This is a genomic window from Mycobacterium gallinarum, from assembly GCF_010726765.1.
GTDB lineage: Bacteria > Actinomycetota > Actinomycetes > Mycobacteriales > Mycobacteriaceae > Mycobacterium > Mycobacterium gallinarum.
The window spans coordinates 3,314,587-3,339,042 of record NZ_AP022601.1 but is presented as its reverse complement, the minus strand read 5'-3'; the positions used below and the strand labels follow the sequence as shown (position 1 = coordinate 3,339,042).

27 protein-coding genes and 1 pseudogene are annotated in these 24,456 nt (G+C 64.1%); 19 read left to right on the top strand and 9 right to left on the bottom strand.

Annotation, left to right across the window (positions count from 1 at the left end; translation table 11 throughout):
* Positions 1-4: 4 nt before the first annotated feature.
* The 10 genes and pseudogenes from G6N42_RS16220 (at position 5) to G6N42_RS16180 (ending at position 7,670) form a co-directional block, all read left to right on the top strand.
* A complete protein-coding gene (locus tag G6N42_RS16220) occupies positions 5-1,171 on the top strand; it encodes an acetyl-CoA acetyltransferase (RefSeq protein ID WP_163730505.1) in 1,167 nt (388 codons plus the stop codon).
* Positions 1,168-1,572, top strand: coding sequence for a Zn-ribbon domain-containing OB-fold protein (locus G6N42_RS16215; RefSeq protein ID WP_232076169.1), 405 nt, complete (start codon positions 1,168-1,170; stop codon positions 1,570-1,572). Before G6N42_RS16220 ends, G6N42_RS16215 begins: the two co-directional genes overlap by 4 nt.
* 3 nt (positions 1,573-1,575) lie before the next feature.
* Entirely contained in the window at positions 1,576-1,971 is a 396-nt protein-coding gene (locus G6N42_RS16210) for a nuclear transport factor 2 family protein (RefSeq protein ID WP_163730503.1), read from the top strand.
* 61 nt (positions 1,972-2,032) lie between these two features.
* A pseudogene (locus tag G6N42_RS31735) lies at positions 2,033-2,971 on the top strand (thiamine pyrophosphate-dependent dehydrogenase E1 component subunit alpha); the annotation flags it as partial.
* 114 nt (positions 2,972-3,085) lie between these two features.
* Positions 3,086-4,054, top strand: coding sequence for an alpha-ketoacid dehydrogenase subunit beta (locus G6N42_RS31730; RefSeq protein ID WP_434059619.1), 969 nt, complete (start codon positions 3,086-3,088; stop codon positions 4,052-4,054).
* Positions 4,051-4,278 carry a biotin/lipoyl-containing protein gene (locus tag G6N42_RS16200; protein WP_163730501.1) on the top strand — a complete coding sequence of 76 codons (228 nt, stop codon included), beginning with the start codon at positions 4,051-4,053 and terminating at the stop codon, positions 4,276-4,278. The genes G6N42_RS31730 and G6N42_RS16200 overlap by 4 nt, the downstream gene beginning before the upstream one ends.
* Complete coding sequence (locus G6N42_RS16195; RefSeq protein WP_163730500.1) at positions 4,275-5,138, top strand: enoyl-CoA hydratase/isomerase family protein; 864 nt, start codon at positions 4,275-4,277, stop codon at positions 5,136-5,138. The genes G6N42_RS16200 and G6N42_RS16195 overlap by 4 nt, the downstream gene beginning before the upstream one ends.
* Positions 5,135-6,106 carry an NAD(P)H-dependent flavin oxidoreductase gene (locus G6N42_RS16190; RefSeq protein ID WP_163730499.1) on the top strand — a complete coding sequence of 324 codons (972 nt, stop codon included), beginning with the start codon at positions 5,135-5,137 and terminating at the stop codon, positions 6,104-6,106. Before G6N42_RS16195 ends, G6N42_RS16190 begins: the two co-directional genes overlap by 4 nt.
* Positions 6,103-6,903, top strand: coding sequence for an enoyl-CoA hydratase/isomerase family protein (locus G6N42_RS16185; RefSeq protein ID WP_163730498.1), 801 nt, complete (start codon positions 6,103-6,105; stop codon positions 6,901-6,903). The genes G6N42_RS16190 and G6N42_RS16185 overlap by 4 nt, the downstream gene beginning before the upstream one ends.
* Positions 6,900-7,670: an enoyl-CoA hydratase/isomerase family protein gene (locus G6N42_RS16180; RefSeq protein WP_163730497.1), complete on the top strand. Its 771-nt coding sequence runs from the start codon at positions 6,900-6,902 to the stop codon at positions 7,668-7,670. The genes G6N42_RS16185 and G6N42_RS16180 overlap by 4 nt, the downstream gene beginning before the upstream one ends.
* Here G6N42_RS16180 and G6N42_RS16175 read toward each other — a convergent pair.
* Positions 7,636-8,838 (bottom strand): acyl-CoA dehydrogenase family protein, encoded by a 1,203-nt coding sequence (locus G6N42_RS16175; RefSeq protein ID WP_163730496.1) that lies wholly within the window; start codon positions 8,836-8,838, stop codon positions 7,636-7,638. The two genes, G6N42_RS16180 and G6N42_RS16175, sit on opposite strands and share 35 nt — an antisense overlap.
* A 2-nt stretch (positions 8,839-8,840) precedes the next feature.
* Positions 8,841-9,677 carry an enoyl-CoA hydratase/isomerase family protein gene (locus G6N42_RS16170; RefSeq protein ID WP_434059587.1) on the bottom strand — a complete coding sequence of 279 codons (837 nt, stop codon included), beginning with the start codon at positions 9,675-9,677 and terminating at the stop codon, positions 8,841-8,843.
* 72 nt (positions 9,678-9,749) lie between these two features.
* On the opposite strand from G6N42_RS16170, the gene G6N42_RS16165 reads away from it, so the two are divergent.
* The 7 genes from G6N42_RS16165 to G6N42_RS16135 all read left to right on the top strand — a co-directional run bounded on the left by G6N42_RS16165 (position 9,750) and on the right by G6N42_RS16135 (position 16,335).
* A complete protein-coding gene (locus G6N42_RS16165; protein WP_163730494.1) occupies positions 9,750-10,946 on the top strand; it encodes a cytochrome P450 in 1,197 nt (398 codons plus the stop codon).
* Entirely contained in the window at positions 10,943-11,743 is an 801-nt protein-coding gene (locus G6N42_RS16160; RefSeq protein WP_163730493.1) for an enoyl-CoA hydratase/isomerase family protein, read from the top strand. Before G6N42_RS16165 ends, G6N42_RS16160 begins: the two co-directional genes overlap by 4 nt.
* Positions 11,744-11,770: 27 nt before the next feature.
* Positions 11,771-12,709, top strand: coding sequence for an LLM class F420-dependent oxidoreductase (locus tag G6N42_RS16155; RefSeq protein ID WP_163730492.1), 939 nt, complete (start codon positions 11,771-11,773; stop codon positions 12,707-12,709).
* Positions 12,706-13,527, top strand: coding sequence for an SDR family oxidoreductase (locus tag G6N42_RS16150; protein WP_163730491.1), 822 nt, complete (start codon positions 12,706-12,708; stop codon positions 13,525-13,527). The genes G6N42_RS16155 and G6N42_RS16150 overlap by 4 nt, the downstream gene beginning before the upstream one ends.
* A 2-nt stretch (positions 13,528-13,529) precedes the next feature.
* Complete coding sequence (locus G6N42_RS16145) at positions 13,530-14,306, top strand: SDR family NAD(P)-dependent oxidoreductase (RefSeq protein WP_232076168.1); 777 nt, start codon at positions 13,530-13,532, stop codon at positions 14,304-14,306.
* 1 nt (position 14,307) lies between these two features.
* Positions 14,308-14,844, top strand: coding sequence for a nuclear transport factor 2 family protein (locus G6N42_RS16140; protein WP_232076167.1), 537 nt, complete (start codon positions 14,308-14,310; stop codon positions 14,842-14,844).
* A 111-nt stretch (positions 14,845-14,955) separates the two neighbouring features.
* Positions 14,956-16,335, top strand: coding sequence for an adenylate/guanylate cyclase domain-containing protein (locus G6N42_RS16135; RefSeq protein ID WP_163730490.1), 1,380 nt, complete (start codon positions 14,956-14,958; stop codon positions 16,333-16,335).
* On the opposite strand, the gene G6N42_RS16130 is transcribed toward G6N42_RS16135, so the two are convergent.
* Positions 16,325-17,629, bottom strand: coding sequence for an amidohydrolase family protein (locus tag G6N42_RS16130; protein WP_163730489.1), 1,305 nt, complete (start codon positions 17,627-17,629; stop codon positions 16,325-16,327). The two genes, G6N42_RS16135 and G6N42_RS16130, sit on opposite strands and share 11 nt — an antisense overlap.
* Before the next feature lie 96 nt (positions 17,630-17,725).
* Here G6N42_RS16130 and G6N42_RS16125 point away from each other — a divergent pair, with 96 nt between their 5' ends.
* Positions 17,726-17,920, top strand: a complete 195-nt coding sequence (locus tag G6N42_RS16125; protein ID WP_163730488.1) for a hypothetical protein — start codon at positions 17,726-17,728, stop codon at positions 17,918-17,920.
* Here the strand turns inward: G6N42_RS16125 and G6N42_RS16120 are convergent.
* The 4 genes from G6N42_RS16120 to G6N42_RS16105 are packed head-to-tail and all read right to left on the bottom strand — an operon-like array spanning position 17,905 to position 21,709.
* The gene (locus G6N42_RS16120; protein ID WP_163730487.1) at positions 17,905-19,275 is read right to left on the bottom strand and encodes a phosphotransferase; all 1,371 of its coding nucleotides are present in this window, start codon (positions 19,273-19,275) and stop codon (positions 17,905-17,907) included. The genes G6N42_RS16125 and G6N42_RS16120 overlap by 16 nt on opposite strands.
* Positions 19,276-19,292: 17 nt before the next feature.
* A complete protein-coding gene (locus tag G6N42_RS16115) occupies positions 19,293-20,432 on the bottom strand; it encodes an acyl-CoA dehydrogenase family protein (RefSeq protein ID WP_163730486.1) in 1,140 nt (379 codons plus the stop codon).
* Between the two features lie 22 nt (positions 20,433-20,454).
* On the bottom strand, positions 20,455-21,501 hold the full coding sequence (locus G6N42_RS16110) for an acyl-CoA dehydrogenase family protein (protein WP_163730485.1): 1,047 nt from the start codon (positions 21,499-21,501) through the stop codon (positions 20,455-20,457).
* A gap of 10 nt (positions 21,502-21,511) precedes the next feature.
* Positions 21,512-21,709: a ferredoxin gene (locus G6N42_RS16105; protein WP_163730484.1), complete on the bottom strand. Its 198-nt coding sequence runs from the start codon at positions 21,707-21,709 to the stop codon at positions 21,512-21,514.
* Between the two features lie 96 nt (positions 21,710-21,805).
* Between G6N42_RS16105 and G6N42_RS16100 the strand changes: the two genes are divergently transcribed.
* A complete protein-coding gene (locus G6N42_RS16100) occupies positions 21,806-22,600 on the top strand; it encodes an SDR family NAD(P)-dependent oxidoreductase (protein ID WP_163730483.1) in 795 nt (264 codons plus the stop codon).
* Here the strand turns inward: G6N42_RS16100 and G6N42_RS16095 are convergent.
* On the bottom strand, positions 22,593-23,027 hold the full coding sequence (locus G6N42_RS16095; RefSeq protein WP_163730482.1) for a MaoC/PaaZ C-terminal domain-containing protein: 435 nt from the start codon (positions 23,025-23,027) through the stop codon (positions 22,593-22,595). The genes G6N42_RS16100 and G6N42_RS16095 overlap by 8 nt on opposite strands.
* Positions 23,024-24,451 carry an NAD-dependent succinate-semialdehyde dehydrogenase gene (locus tag G6N42_RS16090; protein ID WP_163730481.1) on the bottom strand — a complete coding sequence of 476 codons (1,428 nt, stop codon included), beginning with the start codon at positions 24,449-24,451 and terminating at the stop codon, positions 23,024-23,026. The genes G6N42_RS16095 and G6N42_RS16090 overlap by 4 nt, the downstream gene beginning before the upstream one ends.
* Positions 24,452-24,456 lie beyond the last annotated feature (5 nt).

Sequence of the window (24,456 nt, the reverse complement as noted above, 5' to 3'; positions counted from 1 at the left end):
CGCTGTGACGAGTATCCGTGGCGCAGCGGCCATAGTCGGTGCCGCAGACGAGGTTTCGCCCGAAGGCGTCATCGACGTGCCACTGCGAGAGCTCGAGGCGCGAGTCATCCGGGCGGCGCTGGCCGATGCGGGACTGACTCTCAAGGACGTCGACGGCCTGTGTTCCTGTACGGGGGGCACGTTGATGCACTCCGTGGAACTAGCCGAATACTTGGGCATCACACCGCGTTTCACCGATGCGACACAGACCGGCGGCGCCAGTTACGGGCTCTATGTCGAGCACGCGGCGGCGGCGATCGCGGCGGGCCTTGCCGAAACAGTGGTGATCGTCTATGCATCGACGCCGCGCGCCGCGCGTAGACGAGGCGAAAAGGGGATGGGTGTCTTCGCCACACCCGAGCGCCTCGAATGGGAGACGCCCTTCGGGGTGATGTTGCCCATCAGCGCCTACGCGCTGGCCGCGAATCGGCACATGGCCGAATTCGGCACCACTGCAGAACAACTCGCGCAGATCGCAGTCGACACTCGCAAGTGGGCCGCGCGCAATCCGCGCGCGCACCTCCAGAATGAGATCACGGTCGACGACGTGCTGAACTCCGGCTACCTTGCCGAGCCGGTGCACAAGTTGGAGTGCTGTCTGGTCACCGACGGCGCGGGTGCAATCGTGGTGACCTCGGCGGCGCGGGCTCGCGATCTTGAAAAGGCGCCCGTTTACGTGTTGGGGGCGGCCTCGGCCGCATCGCACACGATGATTTCACAGATGCCTGACTTGACGGTCACCCCTGGCGCGGTGTCGGGACCGGCGGCGTTCGCCCAAGCGGGGCTGACCCCAGGCGAGGTCGACGTCGTGCAGCTCTACGACTCGTTCACCATCACGGTGCTGCTGGCCCTCGAGGCTCTCGGCTTCTGCGCCAAGGGGGAGGGCGGCGCCTTCGTCGGTGATGGCGCGCTGGCCCCCGGCGGTACGCTCCCCGGCCAGACCACCGGCGGCGGACTCGCGTATACGCATCCCGGCGCGTTCGGCGCGTTTCTGCTCGTCGAGGCGACCCGCCAGCTGCGCGGCGAATGCGGCGACCGGCAGGTGGATGCCGACGTCGCATTGGCGCACGGGACCGGTGGCGTGCTGTCGGCGACGTCCACAGTGATTCTCGGAACGGAGGCGACGCTGTGAATGACGACGTTCCCGCCATTCCGGTGCCCGAGCCGAGCGCGGTCTCGGCACCCTATTGGGATGCGACCAAGAGCAAGACTCTGACGATGCAGCGGTGTGCGAATTGCCGCCGGCTGGTGTGGTATCCGCGATTCGTTTGCCCGCACTGCGGGGGCGACCAACTTGTCTGGGAAACGTTGTCCGGTCGCGGTGTCGTCTATGCGGTCAGCGTGCACCATCGTCCCGCGCTGCCTGCCCTCGCCGACAAAGTGCCCTATTCGGTCGTGCTCGTCGACCTGGACGAGGGTGCACGCATCATGTCGAATGTGTTTGGCGTCCCGCCGCAGGTGGGGGACGAGGTCGACGTCGCATGGGTGCCGCTGCCGGATGGGCGCAACCTGCCGACCTTCGAGTGCAGGTGAGTCGTGTCCGCGCCAGACGTCGAACTCCAGCGACGGCGTGAGGAACTGGTCTTGCGACACGTCGCAGGCGAGAATGACCGTGATCTCGAGGCGATCATGGCGACATTCACCCATCCGCGTTACGAGATCGTCCCGACCGGCATGGTGTTCGACGGGGATGAGCAAGTCCGTCAGATGATTCTGCGTCAGTGGGACGAATTGCCCCGGCTGCATTATTCGGCCGAAGCCATATTCCACTCCGCCGACGGTTTGGTGGTGGAGACCAGGACGACGCGTCCTGGTGCTGCGGTGGACATGCTCAGCATCAACCTGTTCATCTTCCGCGGCGACGGGCTGATCCTGGAGCGCTGCTATTTCGATCGGATGCTGTTTGCCGCGCAGATGCAGGCCGCCACCTGACTGCACGATTGAACACATATCGTCATATTGTAGAATTCTCGCCGACCCGGCAAGGAGTGTGATGTCCGCTCAAACAGGCACTGAGGCCTCGGCGCCGAGCACAGACCTCGCGGTCGAGTTCTACCGACTGATGAGCAAGGTGCAACACGGCGACAAACGAGTGCGCAAGGCGTTGTCCTCGGGAGAGGCGGCGATGAGCTACTGGCCGGTCGACGGTCAGGAGGCGATGTCGGCAGGCGCGATGCTTGCGTTGGCCGATGGGGACCAGTTGGTCACCACCTACCGCGGACTCGGCGATGTCTTGGCCAAGGGCATCGATCTGGAGGGCTACTTCGCCGAGATTCTCGGACGCCGCGACGGATTGTCGAAGGGCAAAGCAGGCGCGATGGGTATCTGCGACCCCGCACACGGCATCGCATGGACCACCGGCATCGTCGGTGCAGGCCCCTTGATCGCCAACGGCATCGCGTTGGCCGCTGCGCGCCGCGAGACCGGGCAGGTTGTCCTGGTGAGCTTTGGCGACGGAGCCACCAGCATCGGCTATGTCCACGAGGCGATGAACATGGCCGCGGTCTGGTCACTGCCGGTGATCTTCTTCTGCCAGAACAACGCGTGGGCCGAGGGCACCGCTTACGACCGATACACGCGCGCCGCCCAGCTGTCCGACCGCGCCGTGGGTTACGGAATGCCCGGAGTCACCGTCGACGGCACTGATCCACAAGCCGTCTACGACGCGGTGTCGGCGGCGGCTGAACGAGCGCGAGCCGGAGCGGGCCCGACATTCGTCGAGGCAAAGGCCTACCGGCTACAGGGTCACTATTTCGGCGACGCGATGGGATACGCGGACCAGGAGGAACTGGCCGCAAAACGGTCCGACCCCCCGTTCGCCCGATACCGGGCACGGTTGATCGCCGATGGAACCGCTACCGAAGCGGAACTCGATGCCATCGACAACGAAGTGACTGCTGAACTCGATGCAGCCTTCACTGCCGCTGCTGCGTCAGAACCCCCGGCCGTCGACGAACTCACCCGAGATGTGTTCTCCTGCAATGGGTCAGAGCTTGCTGAACCCGGCCAGGTGCATGCCGTCCTGCCAGGGGGGGACACCGAGGAAATGGGTTTGGTGCAGGCGATCAACAGGACACTTGACCGAGCGATGGCCGCCGACGATTCTATTGTTCTGCTCGGCGAGGACATCGGCGATCCGTCGGGCGGTGGCATGTTCAAAGTCACCGCCGGTCTCTCAGGCAAGTATGGGGAAGGTCGCGTGCTCGACACTCCCATCGCCGAATCCGCAATCGTGGGCGCGGCGATAGGAGCCTCGTTGGGCGGCCTGCGTCCCGTGGCCGAACTGATGTTCATGGACTTCCTCGGCGTCGCGATGGACCAGATCGCCAATCACGCGGCCAAGGTGCGATATATGTCCGGTGGTCGCAAAGGTGCGCCGCTGGTGATCAGGACGATGGTGGGAATGGCTGCGGGGCCCCAACATTCGCAGGCATTCGAGGCCTGGGCGATGCACACACCCGGGCTGAAGGTCGTCTGGCCGAGTACCGCTGCTGATGCCGCCGGTCTGCTGAAAGCCTGTCTTTCCGACAACGATCCCTGCCTGTTCGTGGAATCCATGAAGCTCTATTACGGGGGCGGCAAGGGTCCCGTACCGGTGGCCGACTACGTGATCCCGCTCGGCCAGGCCGATGTCAAGCGCCAGGGATCCGATGTCTCAGTCGTCACCTACGGCGTCATGGTGCATGCGGCGCTGGAGGCGGCTGAAAGACTTGCCAGCGAGGGAGTTTCGGTCGAGGTGGTGGATTTGCGCACGCTGGTACCGCTGGACTTGGCGACCGTTTTGAAGTCGGTCCGTAAGACCACTCGGTTGGTGGTCGCCCATGAATCGGTCGGGTTCTGTGGACCGGGCGCGGAGATCGCCGCCGCGGTCGGCACGGAACTCTTCGGTGTGCTCGCTGCACCCATCCAGCGTGTTGCGGGGACGTACACGCCGATCCCACGGGCGGCGACGCTGGAAGCCGCCTGCCGACCGGGCGCAGACCAGGTGGTCGAGGCGATCAGGAGGATTTCGTGACAGAAGTGCGGATGCCCAAGCCTGGTGACGCCATCACCGAAGCCGAGATCACCGAGTTCTTCCATGAAGATGGCGGCTCGGTCACTGAAGGTGAGCCGCTGTACTCCATCGCCACCGACAAGGTGGAGATGGACATCGAGTCTCCCGCGACCGGCACGGTGTCATGGAAGGTCTCCGAAGGTGGCACCTATGAGGTCGGTGAGCTGATCGCCGTCATCTCGTGACCGAACTCCCAAGCCGCGTTGACCTGGGCGCCGAAGAGCTGTCCGGGATCATCGCCGGTGACACGCTCACGGTCACCATCAATCGGCCGGAGAAGCGCAATGCGCTGACTGCCGACGGGTATCACGGAATCAAGCGAGCGGCGATGATCGTCGCCGACGAACCCACACTGAATTTCCTCGTCATCACCGGTACCGGCGATACATTCTGCGCGGGCGGCGACATGAACGCTGTCGGCAACCCTGAGCGGCGATGGGATTCGTTCACCGATGCCTACGACTCCACTCCTTTCGAGACGCTGGGAAAGATCCCGAAGATCGTGGTGTGCGCTGTCAACGGACTCGCTCTTGGCGGCGGGCTGGTGATGACGCTCTATGCGGATCTGGTGATCGCCTCCGACAGAGCCCGACTCCGCGTGCCTGACCTCACCCGCGGCGTCTACGAGGCCTTCGTTGCCGCGCGACTCCCACAACGAGTCGGCACGCTGCGGGCCAATCACCTGATCTACGGCAACGATTGGGTAGAGGCCGACGAGGCGATGCGACTCGGTCTCATCGGCAAGGTCGTGCCGCACGAGTCGCTCGTAGCCGAGACCGCCGCGCTGCTCGACAGGGTGCGCAACACCGGCCCGGCGGCGCGCGCCGCGATGAAGCGTGAGATGGCTCGTGCGCTACCGCCTGTCGACGTGTCGGGCTACTGGGCGTCGATGGGCACCCCAGAACAGATCGAAGCGTTCACCGCATTCCTGCAGAAGCGGCCTCCGAAATGGCCGGTCGGCGTCGACCGTGAGGCTTTCGTCGCTACTCGACGACCGGCGTGGATGCCAGCACCAACTCATCCTGAAGGGACTGAAATCCGTTGATCTCCACCAGGTTCACCGAAGCTTTCGGCATCGAACACCCGATCGTGCAAGGCGGCATGCAGTGGGTCGGCCGCGCGGAACTGGCCGCTGCAGTATCGGATGCCGGCGGTCTGGGACTGATCACCGCGCTGACTCAGCCGACGCCTGCTGACCTCGCGAACGAGATTGCCCGCGCACGGGATCTCACCGACAAGCCGTTCGGCGTCAACCTCACGATCCTGCCGACCATCGATCCGCCGCCCTACGATGAGTACCGGCAGGTGATCGTGGATGCCGGGATCAAAATCGTGGAGACAGCCGGTTCGAACCCGGGCCCGCATCTGCCGATGTTCCACGACAACGGAATCAAGGTGTTGCACAAGTGCACCTCCGTGCGGCACGCGGTCAAGGCTCAGAGCCTGGGTGTGGACGGCATCAGCATCGACGGTTTCGAATGTGCGGGGCATCCTGGTGAAGACGACATTCCGGGACTGGTCCTGATACCCGCGGCGGCGAAGGAAATCGAGATTCCCATGATCGCCTCCGGCGGGTTCGCCGACGGTAGGGGGCTGGTTGCTGCGCTGGCGCTTGGCGCCGACGGGATCAACATGGGGTCGCGGTTCATGTGCACTGTGGAGTCGCCGATCCACCAGAAGGTCAAGGAGGCGATCGTCGCGGGCAGTGAACTCGACACCGAGTTGATTTTCCGGACCTTGCGCAACACCGGTCGGGTGGCCAGCAATTCGGTGTCACGCGAGGTCGTCGAAATCCTGAACCAGGGAGGCCAATTCGAAGACATCGCGCATCTGGTGTCGGGTAAGCGCGGGGTCAAGGTGTACGAGACCGGGGATCTGGACGCCGGCATCTGGTGGGTCGGGACGGCGATGGGGTTGATCGACGACATACCGACGGCCGGGGAACTCGTTTCGCGCATCGTGGCTGACGCGGAGCAGATCATCAGCAAGCGGCTCGCGGATGCGATTCGATGAGCGAACTCCCTACTGGCACCTCAAAACTCACCGGATGCGAAGAGATCCTCGTCGCCAACGACGGCGCCGTCCGCATCGTCACGCTGAACAACCCCGGCAACGCCAATGCCGTGAACAACCGGATGCACGGTGCCTTTGCGAGGCTGTGGACCACCCTCGGTGAAGACCCCGACGCCCGCGCGGTGCTGCTGACGGGAACCGGTGACTTCTTCTCTGCGGGCGGGGATCTCGTGGAGTGGTTGCACACGCATGTGGAGAACCCGGTAACTCGTCGCGAAGGGATGCGTGATGCCCGCCGGATCGTGCGCGACATGATCGACTTTCCGCTGCCGATCGTCGCCGCCGTCAACGGGCCGGCGGTCGGATTCGGCTGCAGCATCGCGGTGTTGTGCGACATCGTGCTGATGTCGGACCGCTCGTTCTTCGCCGACACCCATGTCGCAAGCGGCCTCGTGGCCGGCGACGGCGGCTCGGTGTTGTGGCCGCTACTGATGAGCCTGTTGAAAGCCAAGGAGTATTTGCTCCTCGGCGAGCGCATCAAGGCCGACAAAGCCGTCGAACTGGGGTTGGCGAACCGCGTAGTTCCCCACGGCGACATCAAGACCGAGGGCCTGGCGCTCGCTCATCGGCTTGCCGCGTTGCCCGCGCGCGCGGTTCAGGACACCAAGCGCACCTTGAACCTTCATGCGGAGCGTGCGGTCACCGCCATTCTCGAATACGGAATCTCCGCTGAGACCGAGTGTTTCACCACACCGGAGCACCGCGCTGCGATAGACAAGTTCCTCGACAAGTCATGACCGGCATACACGGGGTGAATCCGGATTCGCTGATCCTGACCGAGGACCGCGACGGCGTCGCGGTGATTTGGTTGAACCGCCCCGAGCAGCGCAATTCGCTGCGCTATGAGTCCTGGTCGGAGCTGGCGGCGGCGCTGGAGTCCGTGTCAGCCGCTCGCGGTGTCGTCATTGCCGGTGCGCAGGGATTCTTCAGCGCCGGAGGGGATTTGAAGACGGGGCCTGCGCATGGCGCAGGTCCGCTGGGGCCTGCGGGCAGGGTCGAACACGCGCAGCGGGTCATGGAACAACTTCGATCGGTCGGCGTTCCCACGGTTGCCGCGGTCGAGGGGGCCGCAATCGGCCTCGGCTGGAGCCTGGCTCTGTCCTGTGATCTCGTGGTCGCCGCGCGCGATGCGTTCTTCTCGGCGCCGTTCGTCACCCGCGCGGTGGTCCCCGACGGCGGCCTCGCGTGGCGACTCACCCAGCAACTCGGCAGGCATCGCGCTTCGTCGCTGTTGTTGCGCGGCAACCGCTTGCCTGCCGAAGATGCGCATCGGCTGGGACTGGTCACCGACCTCGCCGAACCCGCCGCCGCAGTCGACGACGCCATCGCGATCGCGCGCTCGCTTGCCGAATACGATCAGGGCGCGGTCGAGTTGACGAAGCGACTCATCGCAGCGGCGGAGGCCGCCCAGCTGGCGGCGTTCCACCCGCTGGAGTTGGCTGTGGCCACGGTCGCGCAACAGCGCTCGGCTAGCGAGGCAGCCCGAGGCCAGTGGTCGAGATGAGATCCCGCTGAATCTCGCTTGTCCCGCCACCGATGGTGTGCAGCAGGGAGAGCAGCAGCCCCTCCGAGAAGTGGCCGTGCAGAACTGCGTCGGGGTCATCGGGCATCAGCGCACCCGCTGGGCCGAGCAGAGTCGCTCCCAGCTGCCGTAGTTCCGCGGTGAGTTCGGAGTGATAAAGCTTCGATAGTGAGGGAAGCGCGGGATCAAGGGCACCCGCGGCCTGCTGATGGGCCACCCGATAGGACAGTGCGCGGCCGACCTCGACCCGCTCCACCGCACGCGCCAGCGCGAGCCTGTTGGCCGGATCGGCCAGCGGATCGTGCGAGGAGCCTCGCTGAGCGAGGCACCAGTCCACCAGTTCGTCCAGATAACGCTGCGCCTGGGCGGCGCGGGTCACGTTCGACCGCTCCGCGACCAGCAGAGCCTTCGCGACTTTCCAGCCGTCACCTTCATCGCCGACCAGATTGGTCGCCGGCACGCGAACCCCGTCGAAGAACTCCTCGGCGAACGTCGGATAGCCGGTCATCGAGCGAATGGGCCGACGCGTGATACCCGGTGTGTCGAGATCGACGAGAAAGAATGAGATGCCTTCCTGCCGCTTTTCACCGAGCGGCGTGGTGCGGGCGAGGACGAAGATCCAGTCGGCGAGCACACCGTTACTGGTCCAGGTCTTCTGCCCGTCGAGCACGTAGTCGTCGCCGTCGCGGCGCGCAGTCATGCGCAGCGCGGCGAGATCGGAACCCGCTTCGGGCTCGGAGTAACCCTGCGCCCACATCCGTTCGGACCGCGCGATTTTGGGTAGGTGCTCGGCTTGCTGCTCAGGCGTGCCGAACCGGAACAGCACGGGCGCCAACATGTTCACGCCGTTGGTGTTGACCATCGGGGCGCCGGCGTAGGCCAATTCCTCCCGGATCACCACCTGCTCGACGATGCCGAGTCCGCCACCTTCGAACTCTGCAGGCCAGTGCGGAACGAACCAACCTCGTTCGTGCAGTGCCTGGCAGAACTGGACGGCACGTTCGTGGTCTTCCCTCGGCCAGTAGTCGGGATTGGCTGCGGTGCGCCGGAATTCGTCGGGGAGATTGGCGGCCAACCACTCCCGCAGCTCGCCACGTAGCGCGTCGATCTGCGGTCCGCCTCCGAACCGGACGATCGGACTCAGCGGCACGGTCAGACCCGGTCCGACGGCTTGGCGGCCTTTTTCATCAGCTCCACCATGTAGTCCTGGAACTCCTTGGACCCCGTGACAACAGCCTGCAGGTCGTTACTCGCCTGCTGGTGTGTCCGGAAACCCATGTTTTCCCACGCTCGGAGGATTCCGGCTTTGGTGGCTTGCAGCGTGATCAGGGGCGCCTTGGCGATCTTGGCAGCGAGTTCCTCGACCTCGGCCTCCAGTCGGTCACGCGGTACAACACGGTTGACCAACCCGAACTCGAGAGCCTGCTCGGCCGAGATCTTTTGCGCGGTGTACAGGTACTCGGCGGCACGCTTGTAATTCATGAACACCCATGGCTCGAACATCGTCTCCGATCCCGGCAGACCGAATCCGGGCACCAACGGCATCTGGAACCAGGCGTCATCGCTGCACACCGTGATTTCAGGGATGAGCGCCCAGGTCGTTCCGCCGCCGATCGCATAGCCATGAACCTGCGATATCACGGGCTTGGGAAACTCCCACAGCTTGAGCACCGGCCATAGGAAAAGCTGGGCAGCCGAACGCCAGACCTTGCCCGACGCCTCGAGTTCGGCCTTGAACTCCGGATAGCTGCCGTCGGGTACGTGGCCCGAGCAGAACCCTTTGCCGTTGGCCTTGATGATGACGACCTTGATGTCGTAGTCATATTGCGCATCATCGAGCGCTTCGTTGACGCTGTGCACCATCTCAGAGGTCTGGGCGTTGGCGCGCTCTGGGTTGTTGAGGATGATGCGCGCGATCGCCCCGTCCTTTTGATATACGACGTGATCTAGCTCCCGCGTTTCCACCTTTAAGTCCTCCTCAAACGGCATTGCTCCAGGCGCAATGATGGTAGTGCAATTAAACAGAATATGTAATAGTGTTCTACTGAGAGGATGGTGCCGATGACGACGACGGAGCTGCGCTGGGACCCTTTCGACCGCAGCCTGCACGCCGAACCGTACTCGGTGTGGAAGCGGATGCGCGACGAAGCGCCGGTCTACTACAACCCGGAGTACGACTTCTACGCGCTCAGCCGGTTCGACGATGTCATGACAGCCTCGCTCGACACCGAGACGTTCTCGTCCGAGCACGGGATCACTCTCGACATGATCACCGAGGACCCGTGGGGATCGCCGAAGGCGATGATCATGATGGATCCGCCCGATCACACTTCGCTGCGCAAGATGGTCAATCGCACGTTCTTTCGGAGCAGGATCGCCAAGCTCGAGGATTACGTCCGCGAGCTGTGCCGCGGGTACCTGGATCAGTACGTGGGCGCCGACGGATTCGACTATGTGCGTGACTTCTCGGCCAAACTGCCGGTGATGGTGATCAGTTCGCTGCTCGGATTTCCCGAGGAGGATCACGACAACCTCCGCGTGTGGTCCGACGCGCAGGTCCATCGCGACGAGGGCGTGGTGGAACGCAGTGCCGCCGGCGACGAGGCCTCGGCGAAGCTGTTTGAGTACTACCGCCAGCAGATCGAACTGCGACGCCAGCATCGCACTGCGGACATCGTCAGCGATCTCATGGATTCCGATCTCGTCATGCCCGACGTCGACCCGCGCCGACTCGACGATGGCGAGCTGCTGGTGTTCATCGCGATGGTCAATGTGGCGGGCAACGAGACCGTCGCACGCTTGCTCGGTTGGGCGGCGCTGACGTTGGCGCGCAATCCGGAGCAGCGCGCGAAATTGGTGGAGGATCCCGGACTCATCGGCGGCGCGGTCGAGGAATTGCTGCGCTATGACGCACCGTCACCGGTTCAGGGCCGATATTCACTGCGCGACACCAGCTATCACGACGCCGTCATACCGGCAGGTTCCAAGGTCGCGCTGCTGACCGGATCGGCCGGACGCGACGAGCGTCAGTATGTCGACCCCGATAAGTTCGACGTCACGCGCACCGGAATCCGACATATCAGCTTCGGGCACGGATCGCACTTCTGCCTCGGCGCTGCGCTCGCGCGGCTGGAAGCGCGCGTCGCCATCGAGGAGACGCTGAAACGATTTCCGACCTGGGAGGTCGACGAGGCTGAGGTCGCATATGTCCACACGAACTCGGTGCGTGGCCCCGCCAGCGTTCCAGTAAAACTGTGACAACGGGACTCACGGTCCGTTCGGAAGCCGGTGTGCGGTGGCTGGTGCTCGACCGCCCCGATGTCGGCAATTCCGTCACCCGTGCGATGCAACGCGATTTGATCGACAATCTGGCCTCAGCGTCCGCGGATCCCGAAATTCGGGCCGTCGTTTTCACCGCAGCCGGTGAACGGCATTTCTGCACGGGTCCAAATCTGCGCGACCCGAACATGCGGCCCAGCCAAGACCGGATCGCCGGCGACGCGGCCCGGATTCTGCGTACCGGATCCCAGGCGGTGGTCGCCGCGCTGCTGGACTGCGACAAGCCGGTGATCTGTGCGCTCAACGGTGTCGCGGCAGGGGTCGGCGCCAGCATGGTGCTCGCCTGTGACCTCGTCGTGGCGGTGGAATCCGCGCGGATCATCGAACTGTTCGTCCGCAGAGGTCTCGCGCCCGACGGCGGCGCCGCATATCTCTTGACCCGGAAGGTGCCGTTCAACGTCGCCAAGAGGCTGGTCTTGTTCGGTGACGAGTTGTCGGCGACCGAAGCGCATCGGATCGGCCTCGTCAACGAGGTTGTCACCGACCACAACGAACTACGCAGGGTCGTGTCCGAATGGGCGCAACGACTCGCAAGCGGGCCGACTCGGGCGTTGGCGGCGGCGAAAATGATGCTCAATCAGGCCCTCGATGTAGACCGGGCATCGGCGTTCGTCAGTGAAGCGCTGTTGGTCGAGCAGGTCGCGGGCACCGCCGATGTTGCCGAGGGTGTCGCGGCATTCACCGAAAAGCGCGACCCGCGGTTCCAAGGTCGGTAGCTGGCGCTTCACACAGCGAGGTAGACGATGCGATTCATCTTGACTCATCCGATGCACAGCCATCCCTACAACCCGGACCTGGTCACTGGTTCGGGCGTGGCGGCCGTCGCCACGGCCGCCGAACGGGCAGGTTTCACGGGGTTCGGGTTCACCGATCACCCAGCGCCCCCACAGCGGTGGCTCGACACTGGTGGGCACGACGCACTCGATCCGTTCGTCGCGATGGGGTACGCGGCCGCCGTCACGTCAACATTGCGGTTGATCCCCAATCTGGTGGTGCTGCCATACCGCAATCCCTTCCTGGTCGCCAAGTCCGGTGCGACGTTGGACGCATTGTCTGGTGGAAGGTTTACGCTCGCGGTCGGCGTCGGCTACCTGAGGGGCGAGTTCGGTGCGCTGGGAATCGATTTCGAGCAACGCGCCGGATTGGTCGATGAGGCTCTCGAACTCATCGGCCGAGCGTGGACCCAGGACGACGTGACGTTCGCCGGTAAGCACTTTCAGGCCGCCGGGATCACTGCCCACCCGCGGCCGGTAAAGCGCCCCCCGATCTGGGTCGGTGGGAATACTGTCGCCGCGCGCCGCCGTGTCGTCGAGTACGCCGACGGCTGGTGTCCATTCGCCGCAGCCGACGCCTTGGCCAGGTACACCAAGACCGCGGTGATGGACGCCGAAGCCGGCCTAGCCGCCGGCCTCGATGATCTTCGACGCCGATGCGACGCAGCGGGAAGAGATTTCACGGCGATTGACATCACCTTCAACGGACTGCCGGGAACGCCGGGAACATCGTCGTTCGTCGCCGATGCGTATCTGGGCGAGGTGGATCGGCTGAGTCGGTTAGGAGTCACCGCAGTCACGCTTTCGGTGCCCGGCGATAGCGTGAACCACGCTGTGGAGGCGATCGAAGAGTTCGGAGCGTCGGTCATCGCAGCCCAGTCCCTCACTACTGTTCTGGAGACCTCATGAGTTTGTTCGATGCATTCGCGTATCGCGGTAAGCGTGTGTTGGTGGTGGGCGGCGCCACCGGCATGGGCAATGCGACCGCACGATTGGCGCTCGATGCCGGTGCAGAGGTCGTCGTGATGGACTACGCGTCGTCGGATCTGCCTGGGACGACGGCGATCCGCGTCAATCTGGCCGACGCGAAAAGCATCGATGCAGCGGTGACCGAGTGTGGCGGCACTGTGGACGCGTTGTTCGCGTGCGCGGGTGTCGCCGACGGTGACGGTATCGAGCGCATCAACTTCATCGGTCACCGGTATCTGATCGAGCGACTTCGCGCCAACGACATGCTGCCCCATGGCAGTGCGATCGCCTTCATCTCGTCGGCCGCGGGCCTGGCTTGGCGGTCGAATATGGCACAGCTCAACGAGTTTCTCGACATCGTTGACTTCGATACGGCTACGGCGTGGGCAATCGACAACAAGTGCGCGCACTACATGTTCACCAAGCAGGCGGTGTGTGCCTATGTCGCGAGAGAAGCCATGGACTTCATGGCCGACGGCATCCGGATCAACGCGATCTGTCCGGGACCGACGGACACTCCACTGGCTCAGGCGAATGCTGATCTGTGGTTGGACTTCGGCGCTGACTACCGCGCGAAGGTCGGAGTTGGGGCGGCCACGCCTATGGAACAGGCTTACCCGCTTCTGTTCTTGTGCAGCGATGCCGCGAGCGTGGTCAACGGAATCACCATGGTCACCGACTCCGGATATCTCAGTGCCGGCATCACGGAGGCCTTCCCGGCCGGTACACCCATGGCCAAGATGCTGTTGGACGGCTAGCGGTGAGTGCCGACTTTTCCGGACAGGTGGTCGTCGTCACCGGTGCCAGTGGCGGCATCGGCCGGGTACTCGCGCGACGATATGCGCGCCGCGGCGCCATGGTTGCACTGGTCGCGCGACGCTCGGACGAGCTTGCGATCACCGCGGAGAACATCGCCGAGGAGGGCGGTGGCGCGTCGGTTCATGTAGCGGACATCCGTGAGGAGGACTCGTGCAGCCGCCTGGTCGCCGACATCATCGCCCGCTGGGGGCGTCTTGACGTGCTGATCAACAATGCGGCTACTCCGGGCACCGATGAGGCCGTGCATGAGGCGTCGATCGCCAACTGGAACGATGTACTGGCGACCAATCTGGTCGCTCCCATGGTGCTGTCTCGCGAGGCGCTGACCCAGGCGATGCTGCCCGCAGGTCGGGGCAATATTCAGTTCATGTCCTCCGCAGCCGCGACAAATGTGCAACCGAAGAAGGCGCACTACGCGGCCGCCAAGCTGGGCTTGTCCGCGCTGTCACAGACGATGGCAATGGAAGTGGGCTCCAACGGTATCCGGGTCAACTGCCTGATAATCGGGAGCGTCGCGGGTCAGCTGTTCGACACCTACGTCGGACGCCGGGCAGCTGCCGAGGGAGTGGATCCCGGCGTGGTGCGCCAACGGTTGGCCGGAATGAACAAGCTCAACCGGTTGGTGCAGCCTGATGAGGTCGCCGAGGTGTCGATGTGGCTGGCGTCCGACGCTGCCTCCGCGATCACCGGCCAAGACATCAACGTCACCGGAGGCTGATATGTCCGTGCCCGATGTCGATCGGCGGGTAGCGAAACTTCTTTCTCTCAACGAGATTCGAGAGCTACCGTACAAATACGCGGCGGCAGTCGAATCGCGAGATGTTGACGCTATGGCCGAACTCTTCTCACCGAGTGCACGTTTCGGCTCCTATGGCGACGGTCCGGCCGGGTTGCGTCGGCTGATGGTCGACAGCATGACCGGTAGTCTGTTCGCGGTGATTCTGGTGGCCAACCATCTGGTGGAGTTCGACGACGACGTCCGCGCGCGGGGTCAGGTGTGGGCGCATTGCTATGCCCAAGAACGGGCCGACGGTTTTCTGGATCAGTTGATCAAGTATGAGGACACCTATGAGCAGGTGGCTGGGCGGTGGCTGTTCGTCCAACGCCGCCACCGACTGTGGTACGGAGCCGCTCATGCGCGGTCGCCTCTCGAGCAGAATGCCGCGGACTGGCCCCGAAGCCAAATCGGCGTCGGGGACCTCCCCCTAGCGGATCCTGAATTCGCCGCCTGGTGGCGAACCAGGAGCAGGGACTGAGTCGTGAAGTTCCTGCGCGGGCGGGACTCCACCGTCAACCGGTCCGCCCGAGCGATGCTGACGGTGGGAACTCTCGTCCCCAGTATGCTTGGGGCGTCCATCATCGGTGTGATGACCTCGCGCGGACTTCCCACGGGTGCGGCGCTGGGCGACCCAACGGTATTGCGCACCAACGTCATCGCCGCTGCAGTCTATTGCGCAGTCGTCGTGCCGATAGCAGCGTTCTGGGGTCTGTGGTGGACGACTGCGCGGTCGGATGCGTCACAGGCGGAGCGGCACGCCGTGCTCATGCGCATCCCCGCGCGCCTGACAATCTGTGGCGCCGCCGTGTGGACGGGTGCAGTCGTACTGCTGATCATCGTGAATTCGGCGAGGCCCTGGCTGGCAACGACGCTTGGTGTTTCGACGTTGTCGGGCGCGACGGTGACAGCCACGCTGACGTATTGGTGGTGCACCCGGGTGTTGCGTCCCTATGTTGCGCCGGTACTGACCGAAGACCCGCCGGCCCGCCAGCAACCCCTGGGCCTTCGAATGCGGGCACTCGCGGCGTGGGTGGTCGGAACTGGTGTGCCCCTGTTGATGGTGTTGCTTGCCGCGGCCAGCGCATTGGTCGTGGACTACCCGGGTGACCGATTGGCCGTGGTGGTGCTCGGATTGGGCAGCGCGGCTGTGCTGAGTGGGCTTGCTGTGACGCTCTTTACAGGCGCGACGATGGCCGATCCCATCGATGAGGTGCGTGCCGGCATGGCACGTGTCGGCCGCGGTGATTATGACGTCAAAATCCCAGTATTCGACGCGTCCGAACTGGGCCTGCTGCAGGCGGGGTTCAACTCGATGGCAGAAGGGCTGCGGGAGCGCGAACGATTGCGCGATCTGTTCGGCAGGCATGTTGGCCGAGATGTGGCCCGCCTCGCCGAAGCGGAGGGCGGCGCACCCGCGATGGGCGGCGCGACCTACGATGTGGCAGTCCTGTTCGTGGACCTCGTCGGTTCGACGCATATGGCGACGAAGATGACTCCGCCGGACCTCGTCGCGTTGCTGAACGACTTCTTTGCGGTGGTGGTAGACATCGTGGAGCGACATCGCGGATGGGTCAACAAGTTTCAGGGTGATGCAGTTCTGGCGGTCTTCGGTGCTCCGCAGGCCGTCCCGGACCACGCCGGCGCGGCCCTGTCGGCCGCGCGGGAGCTTTTGGCTGCTCTCTCCGGCGATGTACACCTCGCCGCCGGCATCGGCGTGTCCGCGGGAACCGCCGTCGCAGGCAATATCGGTGACCCTCGCCGCTACGAGTACACCGTTATCGGCGATCCGGTCAACGAGGCGGCACGATTATCCGAATTCGCGAAATCCGAAGGTGGCGTGGCCGCCTCAGGCGCGGCGCTACGGGCCGCCGCTGCTACCGAAAGGGCCCGTTGGCGCGTCGTCACGAGCCAAGTGCTGCGCGGTCGCGATGTCCCAACGGACATCGCGATCCCCGCCGCTAGTTCTTGATCTCCTTGTTGGCCATCTGATTCGCGAGGTTTTCGATGAACGCTCCGTAACCGACGCCGCCGTGATCCGACATGACCGCGTCATAGTCGTACTCGGGCGGTTCGCCGTTGTTCGGGCGCCATCCGCTGTCGGCGGTGGACGACTTGAAGCCCTCCTCCGGGAACGCATACCAGCGCCGCGCATTGAGTTCGACGATCTTGGCGGCATCCTCGTCGGGCACACTCGCCAACATCTCTTCCGCACGCGCTCGGCTCTTGGGCCAGAACGAGTCCGAATGCGGGTAGTCGCACTCCCAGGTGATGTTGTCGATGCCGATCTGGTGGCGCATCGCCACACCGACTTCATCTTCGATGAAGCAACCGGTGATATTGCGGCGGAACAGCTCGGACGGTGCGATCGTCGGATGGATGTTCTGGTAGTACTTGTGCTTACGCCAGACATAGTCCGCGCGCTCGACCAGGTACGGCATCCAACCGATCCCGCCCTCGGAGAACGCGACTTTCAAGTTCGGGTGCTTGTGAAAGACGGGGGAGAAGACCAACTCGATGGCTGCTGCCATCGAGGTCGTCCCCATCAGGGTGACCATCACCGCGAACGGCGCCTCTGGTGCTGTCGACGGGGGCATGCCTCCGGAGCCGAAATGCATGACCGCCGTCATGTTCGTCTCCTCCAGGGCCGACCAGACAGGCTCCCAGTGGTCGGTATGGAAGCTGGGTAGGCCGAGGTTCATCGGGTTGTCGGGCAGACCGACCGCGCGGCACCCCTTGGCGGCATTGCGTTCGATCTCGGCCACCATCAGCTGCGTGTCCCACAGCGGACTGATCATCATCGGAATGAAGCGCGCCGGATCGCTTGCGCACCATTCGTCGAGTGAGAAGTCATTCCAAGCTTGGACGGACAGCAGCGCCAAGTCCTTGTCCTGACCTTCCAGGAACACGGTCCCGCAGAACCGCGGAAACGACGGGAAGCACAGCATCGCGTGCACTCCGTCGATGTCCATGTCGGCCAGCCGGGCCTTCGGGTCGTAGCACCCGGGGATCATGTCGTCGTAGCGCACCGGGTCGACACCGAATTCTTCCGGTGATTTACCCGCGACCGCGTTCAGCCCGATGTTGGGATAACTGCGGCCCTCATACACCCACTGGTGCATCGGCGACTTGCCCTCGCGCGGGAACTCCACGATGCGGGGCCCGTCCTCGACGTACTTCTTCGGCAGCCGATCGGTCCACACGTGCGGGGGCTCGATGAGGTGGTCATCGACGGACAGAAGTTTCATCGACGGCTGGAGCGGCATCGCGGGTTCCTCCCATGCACGGCTGCTAGGCTTATGGAACAACTGAACATAATCTGCTTAGTTGAACTATAGCGCGTACGACGAGGAAGAGCGAATATGGACCCGAGCGAGCGTATCCCCAAAGACGACTGGGTCGATCAGGACCTTCTCACGCGTGATGAGGCGGCCGGCCGACTGGTCGAGGAGATCGCAGAGGTGTCCAAGAAGATTGAGGCGGGGGAGGGCGACGAGGTGATGGAGCGCCGACTGGCGGGCATGAAGGAAGCGCTCAAGCACTACCGCGAGCGCTGAGCGGTCACGGGGGCCTCGCTCGCCAGTAGTTCAGCAAGCGGCGCGACATGACCAATTCGACCGCCGGACAACAGCGGCTCGAGTAGTAGCAGTTGCCGCATGACCCGACGGTGGAGAAGCTGGACCAGCGCCGCGTCGTGTTCTGGGCCGGCATCCAAGATGAATGCTTCGAGCGCTTGGTCAGCGGCGCGGCGGTCTGTTGATCCCAGCCTGGTGGTCGCCTCGATGTCCGCGAGGTCTGCACGGTCGATCGCATCGCCGAACTCGCTCACCCGATGGCAGAAGCGTGCCACCGACGCTACCGAACCGCGTTGGTACTCGGTAATCCCGGCAGAGACGTCGAGAGATTCCACCATGGTCGACAGTCCACCGATCACACCGTCGTAACGCGACCGGACAGGATCGGGTAGCGACACCGGGGCGAGTTCGACATCTGACAATCGAGCGATGGACTCGATCGCGTGCAGCGAAAGCTGGTGGAACCACTCGATGTACTGGACGATGTCGAGCAGCGGGAGGTCCAGGTGGAGCACCAGAGCGACGCCCAGGGGTGTGCAGAGTGCGAACTTCGCGGTGTGAAACTCGATGGATGCCACGTCCAGCGGCTCGCCGGAAACCTCTGCGTAGCGCCGCAGTACTCGGCCCAAGTCGCCCATTGGCTCGGTCACGTTCCGTAAACGCAAGCCGGCCAGGTCGTGTGAGATGTCACCGATGTGCGCCAACTCGACGTCGAGGAGGCCGGTTATCCGCCCTTCGGCAAACATGAATTGACCCGTGTCACCGAGGACGAATCGAGGCGTTGACCGGTGTGTGGGGGGGTTTCTCCTGAGCCACCCGATCGCGAACTCCAACAACGGTTCTGGTCGCTGCTTGAAGGATCGATAGCGCTCCACGAAGGTCTCGAAATAGTCAAGAGCGACGCCATGTGCGCCGGTGGGGACGCGCAAGCCGATGTCGGCGAAGGCGGCTGGGTCGATGCGGTGCGCTCGCACGAGCGCATCGACGTAGTCATCCATGACGGCATCGATTTCGACAGCATCGGCAGCGCTGCTGAGGTCAGCTTCGCCCGACAGCCAATCCATCACCACCGCAGCACCGTCGGCAATGACGCCATGGACGTGCGGCACCGGTATCCCATGGTTTTCCATCTCCCGTAGGATCGCCGCCTCCGCTTCGACACCGGCGAACCCGAATCCCTCCCGGTTCCCGCGGACATACAGCCGAACGGGTCGGCCTTTGCTTTCAGCGGTGACGAACCATGCGGGCCGCCAACGCTGTTGGCGGTCGATAGAGCGGATCGGGCCAACCGTCGTGGAGATCCATTCCACGACCGCATCGCCTATGTCGTCTGCCACGAGCCGTGCCACCTAGCTCATTTGCGGGGTAGGCCCAGCACGCGTTGCGCGACGATGTTGCGCTGAATCTGGGCAGTTCCGCCGTAGATGCCCGCGGCGCGTGACCAGACGTAGACGTCCCACTCCAGGCCCTCGCGGAGGACGGGCCCACTGGCACGCAGGTCCATCATCGTGTGCCCGAACGTTTGGTCTGCCCTGGCCATCAACAACTTGTCCACCGAACCTTCTGCTCCGGGCAGTGCACCTTTGACCCGGTCGGTGAGGGACCGTTGCACCTTGACCTGAAGGGCCCGCAGTTCGGTGTACGCCTCGCCCAAGCGGGCGCGGGCCGCGGGGGTATCGGCGAGCCGACCCGATCGCACGTCGTCCTCGAGTGCGCGCAGTTGCAGTGCGAGCCTGCTGATCCAGTTGATATCACTCGGGCCCCGCTCGTAGGCCAGCAGCTGGTTTGCGATCGACCAACCTTGCCCGCGTTCGCCCAGCAGGTTCTCGACAGGTACGTCGACGTCGGTGAACGTGACTTCGGCGAACTCCCGGTTGCGTGCGGCATTGACGATCGGCTCCACGTTGATGCCCGGGGTGGACATGGGCACCAGCAGTACCGATATACCCGCGTGCTTGGCGGCGTCCGGTTCGGTGCGGCACAGCAGAAAGCACCAGTCGGCCACCGCGGCGAAGCTGGTCCAAATTTTCCGGCCGTTGACGCGGAAGACCGGTCGGCCGTCGACTTCGATCGCCTCCGCCTTTGTCTTGAGACTGGCCAGGTCCGACCCTGCCTCGGGCTCACTGAAGCCTTGACACCAGCGCACCGCGCCCGACAACAGCCCTTGCAGCAGTTCGGCGCGCTGCTGCTCGGATCCGAAGAGTCGCAATGCATTCGACAGATGTCCGACACCCTCTATCGGCGGTGCGCCTGCGCGTCCCAGCTCGTCGTTGAGGATCGCCTCGTAGATGGGTGACAGCCCGTGACCGCCGTACTCGGTCGGGAACGACAGGCCGATGTAGCCGGCTTCGTAGAGGGTCTGATGCCAGGCATTCGCGGCGTCAGCCCGCGCGCTGGGGTCCTCTGGGATGACGGCGGCTGCGGCGTTGTCGTCGAGCCAGGTGCGCAGACGGGCGCGGAATTCGGCTTCGTCCTGGGTGTCGTTGAAATCCATGGTTCTCCGGGTGTTCGCTTGTCTAGCCCAGGTCCGGATCATTCAGCCGCATGTCGGCGATGGCCTGGTATTGATCGCTTTCGTCACCGAACAGCCTGCGGTTCAACAGTGTTCGGCGAAGGCGCACATGCGCGACATGCTCCCAGGTGATGGAGATGCCACCCAGGACTTGCATGGCCGCCTCGACGACGTCGCGACCGGCGGCCGACGCGTAGGCCTTGGCCGTGCGCGCCGCCAGCAAGGCCTCGGCGGGGGAGAGGTGGTCGACCGCCCACGCCGCGTGCCACAGACAACTACGAGCTCCCTCGAGGCGGACAAGCGAATCGGCCAGTATGTGCTGGACGGCCTGAAAGGTTCCGATCTTGACGCCGAACTGCACGCGTTCGCCTGCGTAGCCGGCGGCGTCCTCGAGCGCCCCCGTCATCACCCCGATCAGGTCGGCGGCGACGGCGGTCAGCGCCATCGCCATGACGGAGTCCCATCGGCGTGCGTCGATAGGATCTCCCACCGACGTGGTGGCGCCGAGACCGGAGGCGGATATGGGACTGATCGACCGCGTCAAATCCAGGCCTTCACGCCCCGATGCAGTATCGATGGCGGCGTAGACCAAGCGCCGGCGCTTTCCATCGGAAAGAGCCAACAGCGCATGGGTGGCGCCTGCGGAGTCAAGGACGACACCGCGGTCTTCGGAATCGGCGAATCCGGACAGGTCGTCCCTCAACACCGGCGCCATGCGCAGAGCGCCCTCGGCGATCAGGTCGACCTCCTTTTCTGCACCGGCGGCGTAGAGCAGCTCGGTGGTGAGGACTGCTTGTCCGAGCACGGGTAGTGCGCTCAGCCTGCGCCCCAATTCCTCGATGGCGAGCGCGGTTTCGACACCGCTGGCCTCCAGCCCGCATGTCGCGGGCGCGCGAAACGCGGGTACGCCGACCTCCACGAGGCGCTGCCACTGTGTGTCGAGGCGGTCATCGGACGCGATGTCGTCGGGACCTGATGTGGCGGTGGTGTCAGCCAATCGCCTCATCGTCTCGCGCAGCAGCTCTTGCTCCTCTGTCAGCCCGATGAACATCGTTCGACGCCTATCCGTCCTCGCGCAGTGTCAGCGCGATCTTCGGGCAGAGCTGTACGGCCTGCCGAACGTCCGCCTCCCGGTCGGCGGGTATCTCGTCGACGGTCACCACGGCAAGGTCCTCGTCGTCGAGTTCGAAGATGTCGGCGGCGATGCCGACGCAGACGGCGTTGGACTCACAGAGGTCGCGATCTACGTCTACTCGCATCCTCTACCCCTTCTCGACGGCAGGCACCAACGGTCTGCCATGATAATGGATGATAGAACGAATATTGTTCAACTGTTACACACCGGAGGATTGCCCATGGCCCGCCTTGACGAGCGAAACGTGTTGGTCACCGGCGGTGCCCAGGGGCTCGGGCGAGCGATCTCGAGGCGGCTGGCTGCCGAGGGCGCGCACGTGACGATTGTCGACCTCAACGCCGACAAGGCGGCCGAGTGCGTCGAACTGATTGGGAAAGACGGCGCCACGGCGAAGTTCGTCCAGGCCAACGTCGCCAAACGCGAGGAGATCGCCGCCGCGGTGGAGGCCGCCGCCGTCGACGGTGTGTTGCACGTGTTGGTCAACGCCGCGCAGTACTTCGCCATGCCGAGGGCGCTCGAACTCGTCAGCGACAAAGATTGGGAGCTATCGGAGGCGACAGGCCCACGCGCCACCTTCCGGTTCATGCAATTGGCGCACCCGTTCCTCAAGGCCGCACAGAAGTCGTCGGTGATCAACTTCGTGTCCGGTTCGGCGCTGGGCGGCATCGCCTACACGGCACCGTATTCGGCGGCGAAGGGAGCCATCGGCGCGCTGACCAAAGTGGCCGCCAACGAGTGGGCCCGCCACGGTATCCGTGTCAACGCCGTGTGCCCGTTCGCGTTGACCGATGTGCAGCGCGACATGATCGGCACCGAATGGGACAACTACACGCGTACGGCCGAAGCGTCGCCGATGAAACGCGGCGCTGACCCCGATATCGAGATCGCACCTGCGGTGGCCTTCCTGGCCAGCGATGACGCGGCGTTCGTCACCGGAACCGTGCTGCACATCGATGGCGGCATGACCGAGTTGTCCACCGTCGACTACTCGAAGTCGCCGGGCGTATTCAAGTAGCCAAGGCCACCGTGGCTTCACCTGGTGTTGTGCTCGTGCCGTTCTGGTCGATGACGTCGACCTTCAGATGCACCAACGCGAGACCGTCGACGATTTCCTTGCCGACCACCTCGCCGACAGCGCGCAACTCGTCACCCTTCTGGTTCATGCTCCGGTACTTAGCCGTCAGTGAACGGATTGCGCCGTCATCACCGATCCACCGCCGCAGCATGTTGACCAGATAGGCCAGCCGTAGGTTGCCCATCCCAAACGCGCCCTTCTCGTTACCCGCGGCTCTGCCGGCCTCGTCGTCCATATGGATCGGGATGAACTCGTCGTTGACGGCGGCATAGCGGTTCCATTCGGCGAAGCCGGTGGTTCGGACGAATTCGGGGATTCGGTCGCCGATGTTGATCGACTCGAAGGTGGGCGAACTCGATTCGGTCACAATGCGATTCCCAACACTTTGGTATCAAGGTACTCGGTGATACCCGCGCGAGCACCCTCACGGCCCAGTCCGCTTTCCTTGATGCCGCCGAACGGGACCGCGGCCGAGGTCGGGTTGATGTCGTTGATGCCGATCATGCCGAAGTCCAGTGCTTCGGCGACTCGAATCGCACGGCTGATGTCGCGTGTGTAGATGTACCCGGCGAGGCCGTAGCTGGTGGAGTTGGCCATCTCGATGGCCTCGGCCTCGTCGTCGAACACCAGGACCGGAGCGATCGGGCCGAACGTCTCTTCCGAGCAGATCACCATATCCGGGGTGACCTCGGACAAGATGGTCGGCGCGAAGAAGTTACCGCCGTCGAAGGTGTCGCCGGTCAGTTGCTTACCTCCGAGCATCAGTGTTGCGCCCCTACCGACCGCATCGTCGACCTGTCGGGTCATCTTGTGCAGCGCCGCCTCGTCGATGAGGGGGCCAACTGTCGTTCCCTTGGCCAATCCGTCTCCGGGAACAAGCTTTTCCACTCGCTGCCGCAACGTCTCGAGAAACGGTGCGACGATCGAGCGATGCACGATGAACCTGTTGGGACAGATACATGCCTGGCCCGTGTTGAGGAATTTCACGAGTGCGGCACCTTTGGCCGCGTGTTCGGGGTCGGCGTCGTCGAACACGAGAAACGGTGCGTGTCCACCGAGTTCCATCGACACCCGCTTCATCGTGGCGCCAGCGCGCGCAGCGATCATCTTCCCGATCTCGGTCGAACCGGTGAAACTGATCTTTCGAACCTGTGGGTCCGACAGGATCTCCTCGGCCACCGGTTCGGGATCCGAACAGGTCACCAGGTTGACCACACCGGCAGGCACACCGGCGTCCTCGAAAACCCGGAACGTCTCGATCGCGCACAGCGGCGTCTGCTCGGCCGGTTTCAAAACCGACGTGCAGCCCGCGGCCAGTGCGGGAGCGATCTTCCGGGTGATCATCGAAATCGGGTAGTTCCACGGTGTGATAGCGGCGCACACCCCGACCGGCTGTTGTAACACCAGGAAGCGCTGACCCGCGCGCGATGACGGAATCACCTCGCCGTAAACACGTTTGGCCTCCTCGGCGAACCACAGCAGGAAGCCGGCGGCGTAGCCGACCTCCGTGCGCGCCATCCGCAGCGGCTTGCCCTGCTCCCTCGTCATGAGGACGGCCAGATCATCCAGGCGTTCCAGCATGATGCGGTGCGCCAAAGCGAGGATGTCTGCTCGCTCGTAGGCAGTCCTTGCCCGCCAGGCTGGCAACGCGGACACCGCCGCGTCGATGGCGAGGCGGGCTTCGGCGCGGCCGCCGTCGGCGACGGTGTCCAGCACCGCCCCGGTCGCGGGGTTGATACTCGAGAAAGTCTTGCCTGACGAGGCGGATTGCCATTTCCCGTCGATGAACACAGCTG